At 59.3% G+C, this 16,036-nt stretch carries 14 protein-coding genes and 2 pseudogenes; 6 read left to right on the top strand and 10 right to left on the bottom strand.

The window, feature by feature from the left end; translation table 11 throughout:
- Positions 1–106: 106 nt before the first annotated feature.
- The 3 genes from AC3WMA_RS09710 to AC3WMA_RS09700 form a co-directional block, all read right to left on the bottom strand.
- On the bottom strand, positions 107–1,273 hold the full coding sequence (locus tag AC3WMA_RS09710) for an ABC transporter substrate-binding protein (protein ID WP_492286081.1): 1,167 nt from the start codon (positions 1,271–1,273) through the stop codon (positions 107–109).
- Positions 1,274–1,455: 182 nt separating this feature from the next.
- The gene (locus AC3WMA_RS09705; RefSeq protein ID WP_492285171.1) at positions 1,456–2,007 is read right to left on the bottom strand and encodes a 3-hydroxyanthranilate 3,4-dioxygenase; all 552 of its coding nucleotides are present in this window, start codon (positions 2,005–2,007) and stop codon (positions 1,456–1,458) included.
- Positions 2,008–2,040: 33 nt separating this feature from the next.
- Entirely contained in the window at positions 2,041–3,015 is a 975-nt protein-coding gene (locus AC3WMA_RS09700; RefSeq protein WP_492285170.1) for a dihydrodipicolinate synthase family protein, read from the bottom strand.
- A 220-nt stretch (positions 3,016–3,235) separates the two neighbouring features.
- Between AC3WMA_RS09700 and AC3WMA_RS09695 the strand changes: the two genes are divergently transcribed.
- Complete coding sequence (locus tag AC3WMA_RS09695; protein ID WP_492285169.1) at positions 3,236–4,144, top strand: LysR family transcriptional regulator; 909 nt, start codon at positions 3,236–3,238, stop codon at positions 4,142–4,144.
- A 255-nt stretch (positions 4,145–4,399) separates the two neighbouring features.
- On the opposite strand, the gene AC3WMA_RS09690 is transcribed toward AC3WMA_RS09695, so the two are convergent.
- Positions 4,400–5,659: a site-specific integrase gene (locus AC3WMA_RS09690; RefSeq protein WP_492285168.1), complete on the bottom strand. Its 1,260-nt coding sequence runs from the start codon at positions 5,657–5,659 to the stop codon at positions 4,400–4,402.
- A gap of 382 nt (positions 5,660–6,041) precedes the next feature.
- Between AC3WMA_RS09690 and AC3WMA_RS09685 the strand changes: the two genes are divergently transcribed.
- A complete protein-coding gene (locus tag AC3WMA_RS09685; protein ID WP_492285167.1) occupies positions 6,042–6,986 on the top strand; it encodes a DUF2971 domain-containing protein in 945 nt (314 codons plus the stop codon).
- Here AC3WMA_RS09685 and AC3WMA_RS09680 read toward each other — a convergent pair.
- Positions 6,983–7,306 carry a hypothetical protein gene (locus AC3WMA_RS09680; protein WP_492285166.1) on the bottom strand — a complete coding sequence of 108 codons (324 nt, stop codon included), beginning with the start codon at positions 7,304–7,306 and terminating at the stop codon, positions 6,983–6,985. The two genes, AC3WMA_RS09685 and AC3WMA_RS09680, sit on opposite strands and share 4 nt — an antisense overlap.
- A 1,156-nt stretch (positions 7,307–8,462) precedes the next feature.
- Here AC3WMA_RS09680 and AC3WMA_RS09675 point away from each other — a divergent pair.
- A protein-coding gene (locus AC3WMA_RS09675; RefSeq protein WP_492285165.1) for an IS3 family transposase occupies positions 8,463–9,598 on the top strand; the annotation gives its coding sequence in 2 pieces (ribosomal slippage) (positions 8,463–8,724 and positions 8,724–9,598; 1,137 coding nt in all).
- A gap of 298 nt (positions 9,599–9,896) precedes the next feature.
- Here AC3WMA_RS09675 and AC3WMA_RS09670 read toward each other — a convergent pair.
- Positions 9,897–11,126: a hypothetical protein gene (locus AC3WMA_RS09670; protein ID WP_492285164.1), complete on the bottom strand. Its 1,230-nt coding sequence runs from the start codon at positions 11,124–11,126 to the stop codon at positions 9,897–9,899.
- Positions 11,127–11,227: 101 nt separating this feature from the next.
- Here AC3WMA_RS09670 and AC3WMA_RS09665 point away from each other — a divergent pair.
- The 3 genes and pseudogenes from AC3WMA_RS09665 to AC3WMA_RS09655 all read left to right on the top strand — a co-directional run.
- Positions 11,228–11,464 (top strand): annotated as a pseudogene (locus tag AC3WMA_RS09665) (hypothetical protein); the annotation flags it as partial.
- 260 nt (positions 11,465–11,724) lie between these two features.
- The gene (locus tag AC3WMA_RS09660) at positions 11,725–12,930 is read left to right on the top strand and encodes a heme-binding protein (protein ID WP_492285163.1); all 1,206 of its coding nucleotides are present in this window, start codon (positions 11,725–11,727) and stop codon (positions 12,928–12,930) included.
- 270 nt (positions 12,931–13,200) lie between these two features.
- Positions 13,201–13,389, top strand: a complete 189-nt coding sequence (locus AC3WMA_RS09655) for a DUF4113 domain-containing protein (protein ID WP_492285162.1) — start codon at positions 13,201–13,203, stop codon at positions 13,387–13,389.
- Between the two features lie 24 nt (positions 13,390–13,413).
- On the opposite strand, the gene AC3WMA_RS09650 is transcribed toward AC3WMA_RS09655, so the two are convergent.
- The 4 genes and pseudogenes from AC3WMA_RS09650 to AC3WMA_RS09635 form a co-directional block, all read right to left on the bottom strand.
- Positions 13,414–13,968, bottom strand: a complete 555-nt coding sequence (locus tag AC3WMA_RS09650) for a DUF4760 domain-containing protein (protein WP_492285161.1) — start codon at positions 13,966–13,968, stop codon at positions 13,414–13,416.
- 348 nt (positions 13,969–14,316) lie between these two features.
- Positions 14,317–14,445: pseudogene (locus AC3WMA_RS09645) on the bottom strand (IS3-like element IS1953 family transposase); the annotation flags it as partial.
- 255 nt (positions 14,446–14,700) lie between these two features.
- The gene (locus AC3WMA_RS09640) at positions 14,701–15,498 is read right to left on the bottom strand and encodes a hypothetical protein (RefSeq protein ID WP_492285160.1); all 798 of its coding nucleotides are present in this window, start codon (positions 15,496–15,498) and stop codon (positions 14,701–14,703) included.
- A 2-nt stretch (positions 15,499–15,500) separates the two neighbouring features.
- Positions 15,501–15,965 carry a hypothetical protein gene (locus AC3WMA_RS09635; RefSeq protein ID WP_492285159.1) on the bottom strand — a complete coding sequence of 155 codons (465 nt, stop codon included), beginning with the start codon at positions 15,963–15,965 and terminating at the stop codon, positions 15,501–15,503.
- Between the last annotated feature and the right edge of the window lie 71 nt (positions 15,966–16,036).

Here is a 16,036-nt window from a genome sequence, read left to right as displayed (position 1 = left end):
GGCTCATGATTTCCCTCCCGAACACCTCACCCCTGCCCCTCTCCTTACAGGAGAGGGGTTCCCCGCGCTCTATTGGTCTTGATCGGCGCGACGTAGAGCAGCTCTCTCAGAGCTTGCAGTCCTTGGCGTAGACGTCGCCATGGTTGCTCAGCACCTTGGTGCCGGTGGTCTTGAGCACGGGTGCGCCGTCGGCGCCCTTCTCGACCTTGAGCGCGTACCAATCCTGCACCGGGTGCTGGTTCGGGCCGAACTTGAAGGCGCCGCGGACCGACTGGAAATCGGCCTTGGCCATCGCCGTGCGCAGCGCGGGCACGTCGGTCTTGCCGCCGGTCGCCTTCAGGGCAGACGCGATAGCGAGCGCGGCGTCGTAGCCCTGGCTGGCATAATAGGTCGGGGCGCGATTATAGGCCTTGGTCCAGGCCTCCATGAACTTCTTGTTGGAGGCGTTGTCGAAATCCGAGTTCCAGTGCGCGGTGACGCTGAGGCCGAGCGCGGATTCGCCGACCGCCTTCAGCGTGGTGGCGTCGAGCGAGGGCTCGGCCAGCACCATCGGGGTCTTACCGAGCAGGCCGGCCTGCTGGTACTGGCGCAGGAAGGCGATGCCGAGGCCGCCGGGGTGGAACTGGAAGACGACGTCGGGATTGGCGGCGCGGATCTGCGCCATCTCGGGGGCGAAGTCGGTCTGGTCGAGGCGGGTATAGACCTCGCCGGCGATCTCGCCCTTGAACATGCGCTTGAAGCCGGTCAGCGCGTCCTTGCCGGCCTGGTAGTTCGGGGCGAGGATGAAGGCCTTCTTGTAGCCGAGATTGGTGGCGTATTGGCCGGCGCTCTCGTGCAGGCTGTCGTTCTGCCAGGAGACGACGAAATAGTTCGCGTTGCACTCCTTGCCGGCGAAGTTCGAAGGCGCGGCATTGGGGCTGACATAGAGCGCGCCGGAATCGACGATATCCGGCACGGTCGCGCCGGCGACGTTCGAGAAGACGATGCCGGTCAGGATTTTGATGCCGTCGGTCTTCAGCATCTTCTCGGCGATCTGCTTGCCCTGGCCGGGCTTCAGCGCATCGTCCTCGACGACGAGCTCGACCGGCACGCCGCCGAGCTTGCCGCCTTCCAGGTCGATGGCGAGCTTGAACGCGTCGCGGATGTCCTGGCCGAGATAGCCGCCAGGGCCCGAGAGCGTGGTGATCATGCCGATCTTGACCGGCTGCTGGGCCAGCGCCGTGGAGGCCGCCAGCGTGGTCGCGATGCCGAAGAGCAATCCGCGCAGTTTCATCATGGACTCCAGTCGTTCCGTTTTGCCTCTGAGATGGTTCGACGCGGCGTTTCTGCGCCGCCGCGCTTAGGCCTGTTCCCGTGCAACATCACCGCGCCCCGGCCGGGACGCAAGGCGCCGCTGCCCGTTATCCAAGCACGGACTCGCCCTGAACGGGGAGCCCGCCTTTCGGTGCGGCAGCGTCAGAGTGCGACCCAGCCGGCCGGCGGCTTGCGGCCGGGATGGAGCGCGCCGCAATGCTTGCAGGTGCGGGCCTTCTCGTCGGAGAAAAAGGCCTCATAGAGCGGCGGCAGGTCCTTCACGAGATCACCGACCGTGACCTCGATGCGGTGCACGAGGCCCTGGCATTCGAAGCAGTACCATTCGAAGCCGTCGACCTGGCCGGCATGGCGCGCCGGCTCGACGACGAGCCCGATCGAGCCTTCCTGCGGGCGCTGCGGGGAATGGCGCACATGCGGCGGCAGCAGGAAGACGTCGCCCTCGCGGATCGTGACGTCGTAATGCTTCCCGTTGTCGACCAGCTTCAGCATCATGTCGCCCTTAAGCTGGTAGAAGAACTCCTCCACCGGGTCGTCATGATAGTCGGCGCGCTGGTTCGGGCCGCCGACGACCATCACGGTCATCTGGCCGTCGTCGAACACCTTCTTGTTGCCGACTGGCGGCTTGAGCAGGTGCTCGTGCTCCGCGATCCATTTCTTGAAGTTGAAGGCCTTGAGCCGTCCTTCGGTCGCCATGGTTCCCACTCCCGTCCTCGTTCGTGAAATCGATCAGCCAGCCTTCGCCAGCGGCGCCTTGCCCAGGCCGCAGGCTTCGAAGGCGGCGCGCGTCGCGGCCTTCTCGGCCTCGGTTAGCTCCAGCATCGGCGGCCGGACGCGTCCGCCGACCTGCCCGAGCAATTCCTGCCAGTATTTCTGGTGCGCATGCGGCTTCTCGGCCGGGCGCGTGCCGCGCAGCGCCTCGCGCACCGGGTCCAGGCTGTCGCGGATGGCGCGGGCCTTCTCGGCCTCGCCGCGGAAGGCGAGGTCGGTGTATTCGCGCATGCGCCGGTCGTTCGCCGTCTGGATCAGGTAGGGCGGCGAGGAGCAGAGATAGAGCTGCCAGCCGAGCTCGAGGATGTTGTCGAGCCATTCCTCCTCGGAGGCCGTGCTGACCAGGATGCGGTCGGAGGCCAGCCGCGTGAGTTCGGCATACATCGGGCGCGGCACGCTGTACTTGATCGCGACGACGTTCTCGATATCGGCGAGCCGGTTGCAGAACTGCGGGCTCATCAGGTAGCCGGAATCGGGGTGGCTCCAGAGCGCGATGCCGATATCGACCTTCTCGGCGATGGTGCGGTAGTACTCGTAGAGCGTCTCGTCCTGCGCCTTGAAGAAATGCAGGATCGGCGCGTGCACGACGATGTAGTCGGCGCCGACCTTCTGGGCGTGCTTCGCCAGATCGATGACGACGTCCATGTTCTGGTCGGAGCAGGACATGATGGTCTGGCCGCGGCCGGCCGAGGCCTCGACAGCCAGCTCGAAATTACGTTTGCGCTCCTCGATCGACATCGAGAAGAACTCGCCCTGCTTGCCGGCGATGAACAGGCCGTCGATCCCGAGATCGCCAAGCCAGTGGCGGATGTTCTGCCTGAAACCATCCTCGTCGATCGCGAGGGTATCGGTGAAGGGCGTGAGCGCGGCCGCCCAGATGCCCTTCATATGGGCGCGGGCATAGGCCTTGGCGTCCTTCTTGGCGTATTTCATCAGGCCTGCTCCCGCATTCCGGAGCGGCTCGGGCGTAAGCGGCATTCGTGAAGCGCGACTGGTCCGCGCTCTCACCCGAAATGCCCTTGCCCGACAACCTCTCCCAGGCAGCCCGACCTATACGTCGGGCGATGAGGGATGATGGCATGAGAGCCGGGGTATACGGCAACTCGTAACATTCGTATGAATTTGGAAGCTATCCTTATAAATCGAGGCATCGATGGCGATCACGCTGCGCCAGATCCAGGCCTTCCTGGCCGTGACCGAGCAGGGCACCTTCACCAAGGCGGCCGAGCGCCTGAACATGGCGCAGCCGGCTCTGTCCCAGCTGGTGCGCGATCTGGAGCGGGAACTCGGTATCCGCGTGCTCGACCGCACGACGCGCCGGGTCGAGCTGACCGAGGGCGGACGCGAGTTCCATGGGGCTGCGCTGAAGATCGTGCAGGACCTCGACACCGCCGTGCTGAACGCCAATGGCCTGGCAGAGCGCCGGCGCGGGCGGATCGTGGTTGCCGTGCCGCCGCTGCTCGCGGCCGTGATCATGCCGCCGACGATCGTGGCGCTGCAGCAGAAATACCCCGGCCTGCAGGTCGCGATCATCGATGCGCGCAACGACCTCGTCGTCGAAGCCGTGCGCTTCGGCAAGGCCGATTGCGGCGTCGGCACCTTCCCGGCGCTCGACGACACGATCGAGCGCACGACGCTCGCCCGCGACAGCCTGATGCTGTTCTGCGGGCGCGGCAGCCGCTTCGCCGCCCAGGATTCCGTGGCCTGGCGCGACCTCGCCGACGAGCCACTGGTCACACTGACCCGCGACAGCGGCATCCGCCTGCTCGCCGAGGTCGGCTACGAGACCGCCGAGATCACGCTGAAGCCGGCCTATGAGGTGACGCAGATCACGACCGCGCTGGCGCTGGTCGAAGCCGGGCTCGGCATTGCCGTGCTGCCGACCTATGCGCGGGCGGTGGCGCCGGAATCGGTGCTGGTGCGGCCGCTGACCGAGCCGTCGATCGCGCGGGACATCGTGATGATTCGCCCCGGCGGCCGCTCGGCCTCGCCGGCGCTCTCGGCCTTCGAGGGGTTGCTGCGCCGCTTCGTGCGCCAGCTCGCGCCGAGCGAGGCGGATTGAACGGTCCGAAAAGCAAAAAAGGCCGCCCGGTGAGGCGGCCTTTTGTCCCTGTATTGCAAGGGCATCAAATGGTGGGCGCGACAGGGATCGAACCTGTGACCCCTACGATGTCAACGTAACTGGATCGAACCCGCGACCTTTTGCCTGTAAGGCGTTCTTTCGATCCGTCAAATACCTAGCTTTCCAGCGATTGTTCGCCGTTCATGGTCGTTCACGGCGTTTCATTCCCATTTCCTACCCATTCCATTCCCACGTTCACGCTATGGACGCCGCGTGCCGCTGATACTCGACGTGGTGATGGCCGTAGGTCTCCAAGACCATTTTGACGCTCATGCCGAGGAACTCGCCGGCGTCGTGGGGAGAGACGCCCGCGCGAGGCAAGAGCGTCGCGCGGGTGTGCCGGAGCACGTGCGGCGTCGGCCAACCGAGGTCGTCGGCGGGGTCCGGATTGCCGACGCGTAGCGCGCTATCGATCTCGCGGCGATCAAGGCATGCCGCCCGGGCGGCCTCGCCGAACGCTTGGTCGATCCGGTCGATCTCCGTGCCGCGATACCGAATGATCCGGTCGGTCCAGTTTTCGCCGGCGGCCTCGGCCTTCGCCTTTTCGGCACGGTCGGCCTCGCGCCACGCGGCGAGCTTCGGAAGGAGCGAATCCGGGATGCGGCACGGCGGCTGCCTCTTGCGGGTCTTCGGCTCCAGCGGCCCAGCGCGGTGGAGTGTCGTGGCGCCGAAGTCGACGAAGCCGTTCATCAACGCTTTCTCCCAGCCGAGCGCGAGGATCGCCGCGCTGCGCGTGCCCGTCGAGAAGCCGATTTCGGCGAAGCGCTCTAGGTGCCACTGCCCGTCGTCGACGCGGACCCAGATGGGCTCCCTCGTGCCGAGATCGGACGCGATCCAGCGCTCGCCGCGGATTGTCCGTAGCAGGCGGGCGTATTCGCTTTCGGTCAGCCAATCGGGGTGCGGCTGGCTCTTCTCCGGCAGCGTGACCTTAGGGCGCGCCGTGAGCGTGAATTCCCCGTGCCATACGCCGATCGCGGCGCTGAGGGTTTCGAGCTCGCGCCTGGCGGTCGCCGGCGACACCGGCTTGGCCTTCTTCGCGCCGGGCGCGCGGTGTCCCTCGGCCGTGCGGCGGGTAACGTAGTCGCGGCACGTCTGACCCTTGATATGCGACAGCCGCTTGCCGCTCCAGAAGCGCAGCAGGTGCATCACGTGGATCGCGATCAAGCCCGCGTTCGTCGTGCCCTCCTTCGCTTGCATGTAGAACGCGAGGGCGGTCGCCACGTCGACGAGCCGGGGATCGCTGTTGCTGTCGTCCTCGGCGTCCGGGACGATGCGCTGCGTCTCGGCTTCGCGGCGATCCCGCTCGATTACGTAGCGCGCGAGGCGCTTTTCAGCCTCTGCGCGATCTGCAAGGCCAACGCCGTCGAGTCGGTGCTTCTTGCCGGCGTCGAGGATGCACCAGACGCCTCGGCCTTCCTCGAACCAGAGGCGGGCGGGTTTACGGGGACGCGGCAACGTTCTCTCCACTCTTTCAACTGTCGACGGCTGACCAGGATTCCGTGCCCGTGCCGCTCGGGCCTCAGGTCGCCGCGGCGGATCGCGCCGCGAAGGTCGAGCACGCTGACGGCCGGATAACCCAGCGGCCCGGCGAGTGCGAGCTCCGGGGCCCATGCAGCGGTCTCCAGCGGCATCGGGGCGTCGTCACCGGCGAGCGTTGCAATGGCCGCGTGCCCGTCGGACAGGTCAACCGTTCCCAGGTCGAAAACGAATTTGGAATCCATGGGTTAGAGAATCCCATGACCGTAGCGCTGCAGTCAATCTGGATCCGATCGAAGGTTAATGCGCTGGGGACACCAATGATGCCGACCTCGGTCGCTGGCGTCGTGGGTGGGGTGCGATGCGTCATGAATCGCATCGTCCCAGGCCGCCCGTCGCCCCGATCCAGTCGACGTGCTCAAGATTATTTGCTCTATCGAAGAGCAAAGCCGAGGAAGATGCGCGGGGGGACGATTTGGCCGGGATTGCTACCTACGCGACGCCGCTGAGCCTATACCGATATCGCAGCCTGGAGACGGTCTCGCTCGACGACGAGCTCAAGGCGATCGAGCAGAACTACATCTACTGTCCCTTGATCAAAGACATGAACGATCCGATGGAAGGTTCGCACAGCGAGAGCAAGATCTATCAGGCTCTTTCTCGGTATCGACGCGACATCGTGCAGATCAAAAATAAGATAGACTCTATCGGGATCGCGTCTCTATCTGAGTCTAATCTATCCGAGCCGATGTGGGCTCACTACGGCGGCAAATTTGAGGGGATTTGCATCGAGTATTCTCTCGGCAGGCTTTCTAATAATCTCGATGAAAAGCATGCGATTGTGAGGATGCAGTACAGCGAATCCCCGCCGATGCTTAGTTCGACGCAGGACGAGGACATTGTCGACAAGGCGCGAATGGCCCTTTCAGCGAAAACGCTACGATGGTCGGTCGAGCGCGAGTGGCGCCTTCTCGCAACGGAAAGCGGTCCGATCCCCTACAAGTCAGGTCGGGTCGTCACGAACGTCTACATCGGCTCGCGAATGAAGCAGCCTCAAGTCGGCGAGGTCATTCAGCGAATGCACGCGCTCTACATCAACGTGCATCAGATGAAGATCGATAAGTACACGATCCAATTCGAGAAGCACGACGCCCCGAAGAAGTCGCCTCCGTGGCGGCGATCCCCGGTAGCAGCTTCGTCCGTTGCAAAGGCTTCCTCAGGCAACGCTGCAACCGCAGCCGGCAAAGCCAAGCCGATGCCGACAGCGAAATCGACGGGCATAAAGATCCCGAAGAAGAAGGCTTAGAATTCCGGCCCGTCCACCGGCCAGTCGTCGATCGCCGACACGCCGGTGACGGCCGCATCGACCAGGTCGCGTTCCCTCGATCCCTCGGCGGCGACGGTCTGGGCGCTTCGGGCCGCGGTGGTAGTGGTCGGCTGCCACCGCTCGCCCGGGGTGACGAAGCCGAGCTCAAGCCTGCAAGCGTGACGCTCTGCGTCCTGGCGCACCACGGTTTCATGCTGGATGCCGAAGTAGGTCTCGGCGATGTAGCCGCGGGGAAGCTCTCCGGCTTCGGACAGCGTCGGCATGACGTTGAGCTCATGCTTCCCACGGGAGAAGATCATGATCCACGGAACATCCTGCTACATCACTGGACAGCGTGAAATGTCTGGCGGAGCATGTTCGCATGCCGACTCCAAATCGTACATTCCAGCTGATCGTAGATGTGATTGATTTATCCGAGGGACGCGCCGATGTTGCGCGAGATGCCACTGAGGATGCCCTCATGCCGCTTGATTTCGCCGTTTGGGCTCCAGAACTTCTTGGAGCCCTGGGTCCGACATTCAGCGTGCTAGAACTGCGTGGCGCCATTCGGCGGAACGAGTTGCGACCTGAGCGCCATGGCCATCGTATCTTGGTGACGCGTCGCCATCTGAGGGAATGGCGAGATCGGTGCCGCGTTCCAGCGACCCAGCCAGCCCCTGCTTCGCAGCAGAGCCAGGAAGCTCGTCCGTATTCGACGATCACCGATAGGTCCGTCTCGACTGTTATTGCTTTAGAGATCGCTCAGAGACTAAAAAGCAGTTCGCGCGCCAAGTAGGACCAAATCTGGCTGACGAGAAAGTATCAGCCCTTCACGCTCGCCTTGGCGCACAACTGCGCCAGAGCCGGCTCGTTCTTCGGCTTGAGCAGGCCACCGTTAAAATGATCTGCGATGCTCTGCTTTTGGATGGTAACAAAACTTTAGAGCGAACAAAGGGCTCGCAGGGCACTGCGGACCGATAAGGGGGGAAGATCGCGTTCCAGCGAAAAAGGCGCACGTTCGCGATGCAACATCCACGGGATCACTTGGTCATCCGCTCTGAGTTACACCACTGGGCATGGCCGTCGAACAAGCTTCGTATGCTCCGCCGATGCCGGGCGGAGCAAAGTTAGGCGTGGCGCGCAGGATGCGTTCGACCAGTTCCTGTTTTTCGGGCGTGGCAGCGGGGCGACCCGCCAGATGCGGTAGCACATCGCCGTGAAGCTGGGCCTGTAGTTCCAGCCAGCGCGCTTTCAGCACCTGCCAATTGTAGTCATCATAAGCGCCGCTAACCACGACTGGATGGATACGGATGCGCGGCGGGTCGCCCCGCTCCCCTTGTTCTGCCAGTCGCGCAGATCTCGCAGCCAGAGGCTATCCCGCCGGGCGGCTTCGAACCGATCGAGGTCGCCGAGTGGCCTGCCCCCTGAAAAGTGGTCCTCTGTGAAGTAGGCTTTCGAGCCTTGGAGGATGCCGCTATGGCGCAGAAGAAGCATAAGCCTGAAGAGATCGTCGCGAAGCTGAGGCAAGTCGACGTGTTGTTGTCGCAGGGCCGGCCGGTTGCCGAGGCGATCCGTATGATCGGGGTGACGGCCTTCACCTATTATCGTTGGCGCAAGGAGTTCGGCGGCCTGAAGAGCGATCAGGTGAAGCGCTTGAAGGACCTGGAGAAGGAGAACGAGCGTCTGCGAAAGGCCGTTTCTGACCTGACGCTTGAGAAGCTGATCCTGGCCGAGGCTGCTCGGGGAAACTTCTGAGCCCCGCCCGGCGTCGCCGCTGTGTGGAGCATGTCGTGGTGAAGCTCCGGGTTTCGGAGCGACTGGCGTGCCGGGTCCTGGGGCAGCATCGTTCGACGCAGCGCAAGCAGCCGCTGGGTCGAGCCGACGAGGCGGTCTTAACGGCCGACATTGTTGAGCTCGCCACCCAGTATGGGCGCTACGGCTATCGGCGGATCACAGCGTTGCTGCATGCCGCCGGCTGGGCAGTGAACGTCAAGCGCGTCGAGCGGATTTGGCGGCGAGAAGGGCTCAAAGTGCCTCGGTGGCAGCCGAAGAAAGGGCGCCTCTGGCTGAGCGACGGTTCTTGCGTGCGGCTGCGGCCAGAACATCCCAACCACGTCTGGTCCTATGACTTTGTCGAGGACCGCACCCACAACGGCCGGAAGTTCCGCATGCTGAACGTGATCGACGAGTTCACCCGGGAATGCTTGGCGATCCGCATCGATCGGCGGCTCAGGTCGACCGATGTCATCGACGTCCTCTCGGATCTCTTCATCCTGCGTGGCGTGCCGGGTCATGTGCGTTCAGACAATGGCCCGGAGTTCGTCGCCAAAGCGGTTAGGGACTGGATCGCAGCCGTCGGAGCGAGGACGGCCTTCATCGAGCCGGGCTCGCCGTGGGAAAATGGCTATTGCGAGAGCTTCAACGCGAAGCTCCGTGACGAGCTTCTGGACGGTGAGATCTTCTACAGCCTCGCCGAGGCGAAGACCGTCATCGAGAGCTGGCGCCAGCACTACAACACCAGGCGCCCGCACTCCTCGCTCGGCTACAAGCCGCCAGCCCCGGCTGCTATCGTGTCGTCGTCAAACATGGCCGCAAAGCCGACCATGCATTAGATTGAAACCGGACCACTCAATCGGGGCAGGCCATGCCTTCAAGGGTTCATTTTTTGCTCAATCCATTTTTCAAAAAGCGCGACCTTGTCCGCGCTCCATGCTCCATCGCACGGCATCTCTCCGGACTTCAGCTTGTCACGTATACCTTCCGCGTGCGCCACAACGTCCGCGTATTTTGAAAGGTCGAACCCTCCAAAATTTTTCATTGCTAATATATCTCTATTCCTAAATAGAACCCTTATGTCCCTCTCAAAGGATACTAGGTTCTCCAAAGAAGCCGTGCGATTCTTTACCATACCTATGGCCCCCGCCTTGCATTACGCAACGACCACACAAAATCTAACTGCATGAATTTTGCAGCTGCCTCCGCACCGCTATCCTTGCGTACTACGTAATCCTTCTTACTGACAACACCAATAAAGTTTGCCACCCGTCCGTCACTATCCGATTCCGTCGTGAATATATCGAAGGGCATTGGTTGCCCTTTATCGCCTATAAGCGCAAGTGCGTGGCAAGACATGCAAGAACTTTTCTGCTGCATGAAGGCGCTCTCAATTTTTGAATTTACGACTACTGTCGGATCACCTAGCGCATTCACCCAATCTACTTGAGTTGCCTTCAGCCGATAGTTCGCAAATTTTGTACCCTCCAACCCAATACCCTGAGGCAAAAGGTTACAATCGTCGGCTTTCTGCGCACATGCGAATTTGTCCACGGGCCGAACCTGCCACCCAGCAAATTCCAATGGTTTTGCAGCCGGCCATCTTTTCTCGTTATCAACATGCTCGAACGTCGCCCAGAACCATCTCGGAATATCCTTCGTAGTTATGTGGAGCGCAACCAATCCATACGTCCTCCCATCAACTACACCAGTATAGTATCTATTATGGTCGGCAATGTCTTTTAACTCGATCCAATGAGCTTTTACCTCTTTAGATGATCTAGGAAACTCAATTATGGCGCCATCAGAGGCCATCTTCTGCTGAACGTTTAAATCATAGAGTTTTTTATCTCTGATGAATTCAAATGTTGACTTATTCATTCGAACTTCTTCATCAGCATTGCTTGAGACTTCCCCAACGGGAGGCAGGAACATTGGCTTAAATTCTGGATTTTTTGCTTTAGCCGCCGCCATAACCGTTGCATTAAGGACTTCGTTTTTTATGGCTGTATTTTGCGCAGAAACTTGGAGAACTTTAGATTTTGTCGACTGGCAAATACTGTCAAATGTTTGTGGTTGGATTGCGTTAGCAAGAAATACATCCGTTTTAAGAGGCCAAGACTCCCATACAGTTAGCCCCTTATCGCCAATTTTCTTCTGAGTATCAGGCTCACATTTGTTTGTGGCTGCTGGCCAATTAAGCGCTACGAATAGGCGCCACGCATATTCATCCGGAAAAAACATCCCGTGAGTTGAGTCTTGAGGCTCAACCCATGGAGTTGATTTCCAATCAGGTAGGGGCTGCGCCTGAATGAGCGTTGCGGAAGCAGCGGTAATGACAAGCGCTAGAAGGCCTGTTTTCGTCATTGGCTCCCCCTTAAACAAATCTCTTGTAATAGCGGCTAGGTTGAGCCCGTGCTGCGACAAATGCAACTAGATCTGACGGCTGCCATCAAATTTTCGGATTTTCGCAGTTCGAGCGGGATCTGCTGATCGGGCGGACACAATCCGGCCTCAAGCGCGCCAAGTCCGAAGGAAAGACCCTCGGCAGAGCCTCGGCTCTTAGCGATGAGCAGAAGCAGGATGCACGTGCCGATCTTGCGGCAGGGATGGGCATCTCGGCGATCGCTAGGAAACCCGCACGACCCAGCTCTATGATCGCCGCGCCGACGACATCACTCTGGACGAGGTCGAGCGGGTGCTGACTTGAGTGTGTCTTAGAGGCGAGACTCAGCGCAGCCCGCACGAGACGAGAGCCGCGAGGCAGAGGGCCGGCCGACGCGAGGAGCCTACTACCCAGCAGACCCTTGCTGCAGCGGTTCGACGAGGCTCAGGCAAACAGCGCCAGCGTCGAACCGGCGCTTATCAGTAGCGAACGCAATCTCCGGAATTGTCTACTTGCGGATACCTCAAGGGAATGCTCATCTATCATTGCATCAGATAAACGTTTCAATGGGGGGTTTCAATGGCGTTAGACCAAAATCTGATTGAAGAAATGAAGGTTGCTGGTCGGCAAATATATCTTGCTGATAAGGACGATCCACGCCTTGGGCCACTGCGTTGGCTACCGGGAACATGGAAAAATACGCAAGAACTTAAGGGGCATGGGTTCAATATGATTTCCCTCCCTTTTGGGAAATCCGAAAATGGATACCGACTTCTGATGAATCAATATGACGAGGTATTGAATTTTATTGTCGCCGATGTTGGCGTGCCAAACAGAGGAACCGGAGAACGGCTGCCAGACGGTACAACAAAGCAGACCGATCAGACCGCCGTTGCTTTAAGCTACAGCCAAATTATTACTCAAGTGTCGCATGAAGACTCCTATCTTGTGAGCGCCAGAGGTTTGCCTGAATCGACCTTAGGCAAGACCGACATATCGGAGAAATTTAACGGCCATGGGATACACCATGAACCAGGCCTATGGATTTTTATGACAGATCAAAATATTTCTCATGAGTCCGGCGCCGAATTGTCTGTAGCGCGTATGGGAAGCATTCCTCATGGCAATAGTTTCATTGCTGTTGGATCGGCCAGTACAACAGAGTGGGATACGCTCACCGATTCGCAAAAAAGAGGATCGTTTATTCCACGAACAAACGGTGTAGTGGTCGGCGGTGGATCTGACCCCGGTGAGCGCGCTCTGGATCCAATAAAAAATCCAAATACAGGCCTAATTTTAATAGACTATTTTGCTCCATATAGATTTTTCCATGAAAACCCATTCAAGGGCAATCCTGCAATTAATGGATTTATCGGTTTTGAGCCAGTTAATACAACACGATTATTGAGACAAACTCTAGAGGATGTTCTAAAAAACATAGGCACGATCAAACGAATAACAACACTGGAGGTGGATTCAACTACTGATCATTCCGGCATCAATAGAGTGATTAATCCTAGTATTGGAAACACGCCGTTTATTACTCGGCAAGCCGATACTACTGCAATGAATTCTACGTTTTTTATCTATGAGATAGAGGATTCTAAAACCGGAGCCTTGCGATATTTTTTGCAATACGTTCAGAATGTTATCTTGGATTTCATTAATCGTCCGGACGGGCATCCGGGCAGGGCGAGATGGCCTCACGTATCCATTAACACGTTGGAACGCGTTGAGTCCGCAGCGAGGACAGATGCAATAATGGAGAGTTTGCCACCTCTGTAGATGCGGGCGTCGGTCGGCGGCGCGGAGACGGTGTTCCATGAAGCCGCCAGCGGCGCGAAAACCGACCGCTGGCGACACCTTGCTGGTGACTCGGCTCGACTGTCTCGCACAATCGACGCGCCATCTGCTCAACATCCTGGGGACGCGGTCAGCAAGGTCGACGCCGGATTCCGATCGCACGATGGCGAGCCAGCCGATCCGCTAGCGCGGCAATCTCGCGAGGCGAGCGTGAAAACGCCGGTTCTCCTCACCGATCTGTTGCAATGACCCATGCGGAGCCTGTTGGTCGGGGTCGACCGGGAAAAGCGGGCGGCGCTGATAGGCGCGCCGGATGTCCCCAATCAGCGCTACGGCCAAGGCACGCTCTATCCGGCCGCCGCAGGCGCGAAGCGGGACTGGCAGATCATGTCGAGCGGCGGTCGCCGCGGTGAACGGCGAGCTGGTCAAAACTCCCTCTAGTCCATGGCTAAGTGATTTCCGGAGCTACTTAATGGTGGGGTGGGGATTCGCTTTTAGCCATTTATCGCACTCCGTCCACGCCTGCCCCTGCCGATCAACGTCTTGTTGTCGATGCTGATCAATGAATTTCCGGTAATCCAACCATGTAGACGCCAGTGCATCCCACCGTAAAGCCTTCACTACATCACTAATGAATAAGCCCTTGTTCGATCCGAGGCACACATATTCGTAATCATTTAGTATACGATAAACTGCGCCTTGGATCGTAGGGTCACTTTTTATGTATATCGGATCGAATGTTTCAGGTTTGATTTTACTATTTTGTGCATCAATCTTCTGTTTAATGGTCAATGCCTCGACTAATTTTCGATCGAGATCATTCAATTGATCAAGTGTACGAGTAGCGCGAGCGTTAGAGTCAATGATCAGCGGGATGGAAATCGCCGCTCCAGCCGTAATCAAAGTGGCGGCGGCCGAAATTCCTCCCCATGGATCAACTCTCCACGTTGGTATGAAAACGGGCAACAGGCCCAAAATGAACACCAAAGCTAATGATACCCAAAGCGGCCACAGAGTCATAAGCTTCTTTCCCCTCGAGTTTGCCAAGATGACTATAAGTCAACCTCCGCAAATCTCTAGCAGCCCATAACGTCCAAATCGTCAGTTTCGCGGCATGCAAAGCTGCAACCTGCCAGTAGTGGGATTGCGGAACAGCATCTCATCGACACCGTCGCAACATTCAACGGCGTCGGGACCCGTTGCGAATGAGCGGCAGCACCCCACACCATAAGCGCTTCCGCAAAGATGCTCGAGCGCTCGGAATGAGCATGTCAGAAACATCGTCGGACTTCAGAGTGCCCTACCCTCTTTGGCGTTAGTAACGGTGGAGTTGACCCGTTTCCGTGGACTGTGCACGGCTTGGGCGGGTCAAGTCAGCTCATGATGCTTCCTTTCGTATTCGATGGGCGAGAGGTAGCCCAGCGCCGAATGGCGGCGTGACGGGTTGTAGAAGCCTTCGATGAAGTGGAAGACGGCCATCCGCGCCTCGCTGTGCGAGCGAGCTGGTAGTGGTTCATGCCGAAATCTTCGGCCAAGTGGTTGATCGGCGTAGTCCAAACTCGCTCGTAAAGCTCTTTACGAGTTAGGCCGACGGGCGCTGCAAGCCTCGCTTCGGGTTCCATGTCTTGTTCCCCTTGAACGCAACGAGCGCAGGTAAAATCCAAGAAGAGCGGCTCAACGCGAGGCTGGGATCTCCAGCTCGCCAGAATGGAAACTCGATCGCTGGTCAGCGATCGGAGATGGGGGGACTGCTTACAACAGCCGGTCTATGTCGTTGAGAAGCCCCATCCAGCGCGTTTCGATCTCAATGATCGTGGCTGGCCGACCGTACACATCGCCGTTCCTCTCGATGTGATAATGCCCGCCAAGGCTCTCGGCGCCGCTGGAAAACCCGCCGACTCTCACTACGCCGAATGCGCCCTTTTCGAAGAATGACCGGTATGTGGAGCTCCAAGCTCCCCACGACGATCCACCCGAAGCATTCTCGAATACCCGGCAGCTGACCCCTGACTGGGGACGGGTCACGAGCGCCAAATCAAACAACCGCGCAAGCGTTTGCCTCATCTCATCAGTTTGACCGGCGCTAGTTCGATCTTTGCATTCATAAGCCGCGACAGGCAGGCCTCTAGGCGGGCCGCCACCGTGTCTTCGTAAGGCGCCGGCGATCGACTGCGGCAGCACGGACACGTCGCATTCATGCGTCGTGCCGCTTCGCCCTTTCCATTGAAGGCTGCCATGCAGTTCCAATTGAAGACTGTCCCGCACCCGCTCCAAACGAACATGGCACGGCCCTGATGGGCTCGATGCTAGGATGCCTGATTGGCTCGTTGGGAGGACGAACGGCGCCCCGTTAGGCAAGGCAGTCTCGTCTGCGCGTCGCAATGTGACGTTCCAACGGCCTGACATGCGGGCCTTGATTGCCAGACGCATCAGAAGCCACGCTTCAAGCGCCTTGCCCGCGCCGGTTGGAACGGCCGAGATACCGTGGGAAGCTCGGAAGCGAGCAAGAATTTGGCGCAGTTCCGTCACCAGCGCGGGATCGAGCGCCATCTTCAGCGTGCCTCGTCCGCGATCCGGGTCAGAATTCTCTGTAGCTTAATTGCGTCAGTTCGCTCGCCTGGATCAACTAGACGTCCCATTCGAGGCGGATCCACTTCTAGAACAGGTACGAATTCGATCTGGATCGCAGGAACGTGCGCCGTGCTATCCGGGGGGGGGGCGGCCTGTATCTGGCCAGCTATCTTTTCGGCCTCTGCCAAACGCAGGACGGGCTCCACCAGACGAAGCTGCAAAAGGTCGATCGCATATCCCAACTGGTGCGACTCTTCGATCGGGTATCGGCTTGGTGGCTGATCGCCGACCTCTCTCGCATGGAAATCTTGAGCAAAGACGGCAGCGCCATGACCAGGTTGTTCCCTGCCGGATCCAATCTCGCTCATAAGCTCGCCGGCCAAGACCGCGAACCCTTCCGCGTTCAAAATGCCTACAAGCTCCATGACGTCTGCAGATAATGCCAATTTACTCTTCCCACTGCTTGATCAGTCCGCTTACTGCTTACCCGTTGGTCGCCTCCGGAACCATGCGACCG

The organism is Allobosea sp. FW305-C-101 (assembly GCF_058783685.1).
The sequence above is the reverse complement of the archived record's forward strand: the minus strand, read 5'-3'. Positions and strand labels throughout refer to the sequence as shown.

Coding starts and splice junctions, on each gene's coding strand:
- AC3WMA_RS09710 (WP_492286081.1), bottom strand. CDS start 1,273: ATGAAACTGCGCGGATTGCTCTTCGGCATCGCGACCACGCTGGCGGCC.
- AC3WMA_RS09705 (WP_492285171.1), bottom strand. CDS start 2,007: ATGGCGACCGAAGGACGGCTCAAGGCCTTCAACTTCAAGAAATGGATC.
- AC3WMA_RS09700 (WP_492285170.1), bottom strand. CDS start 3,015: ATGAAATACGCCAAGAAGGACGCCAAGGCCTATGCCCGCGCCCATATG.
- AC3WMA_RS09695 (WP_492285169.1), top strand. CDS start 3,236: ATGGCGATCACGCTGCGCCAGATCCAGGCCTTCCTGGCCGTGACCGAG.
- AC3WMA_RS09685 (WP_492285167.1), top strand. CDS start 6,042: ATGCGTCATGAATCGCATCGTCCCAGGCCGCCCGTCGCCCCGATCCAG.
- AC3WMA_RS09680 (WP_492285166.1), bottom strand. CDS start 7,306: ATGATCTTCTCCCGTGGGAAGCATGAGCTCAACGTCATGCCGACGCTG.
- AC3WMA_RS09670 (WP_492285164.1), bottom strand. CDS start 11,126: ATGACGAAAACAGGCCTTCTAGCGCTTGTCATTACCGCTGCTTCCGCA.
- AC3WMA_RS09660 (WP_492285163.1), top strand. CDS start 11,725: ATGGCGTTAGACCAAAATCTGATTGAAGAAATGAAGGTTGCTGGTCGG.
- AC3WMA_RS09655 (WP_492285162.1), top strand. CDS start 13,201: ATGCGGAGCCTGTTGGTCGGGGTCGACCGGGAAAAGCGGGCGGCGCTG.
- AC3WMA_RS09650 (WP_492285161.1), bottom strand. CDS start 13,968: ATGACTCTGTGGCCGCTTTGGGTATCATTAGCTTTGGTGTTCATTTTG.
- AC3WMA_RS09640 (WP_492285160.1), bottom strand. CDS start 15,498: ATGGCGCTCGATCCCGCGCTGGTGACGGAACTGCGCCAAATTCTTGCT.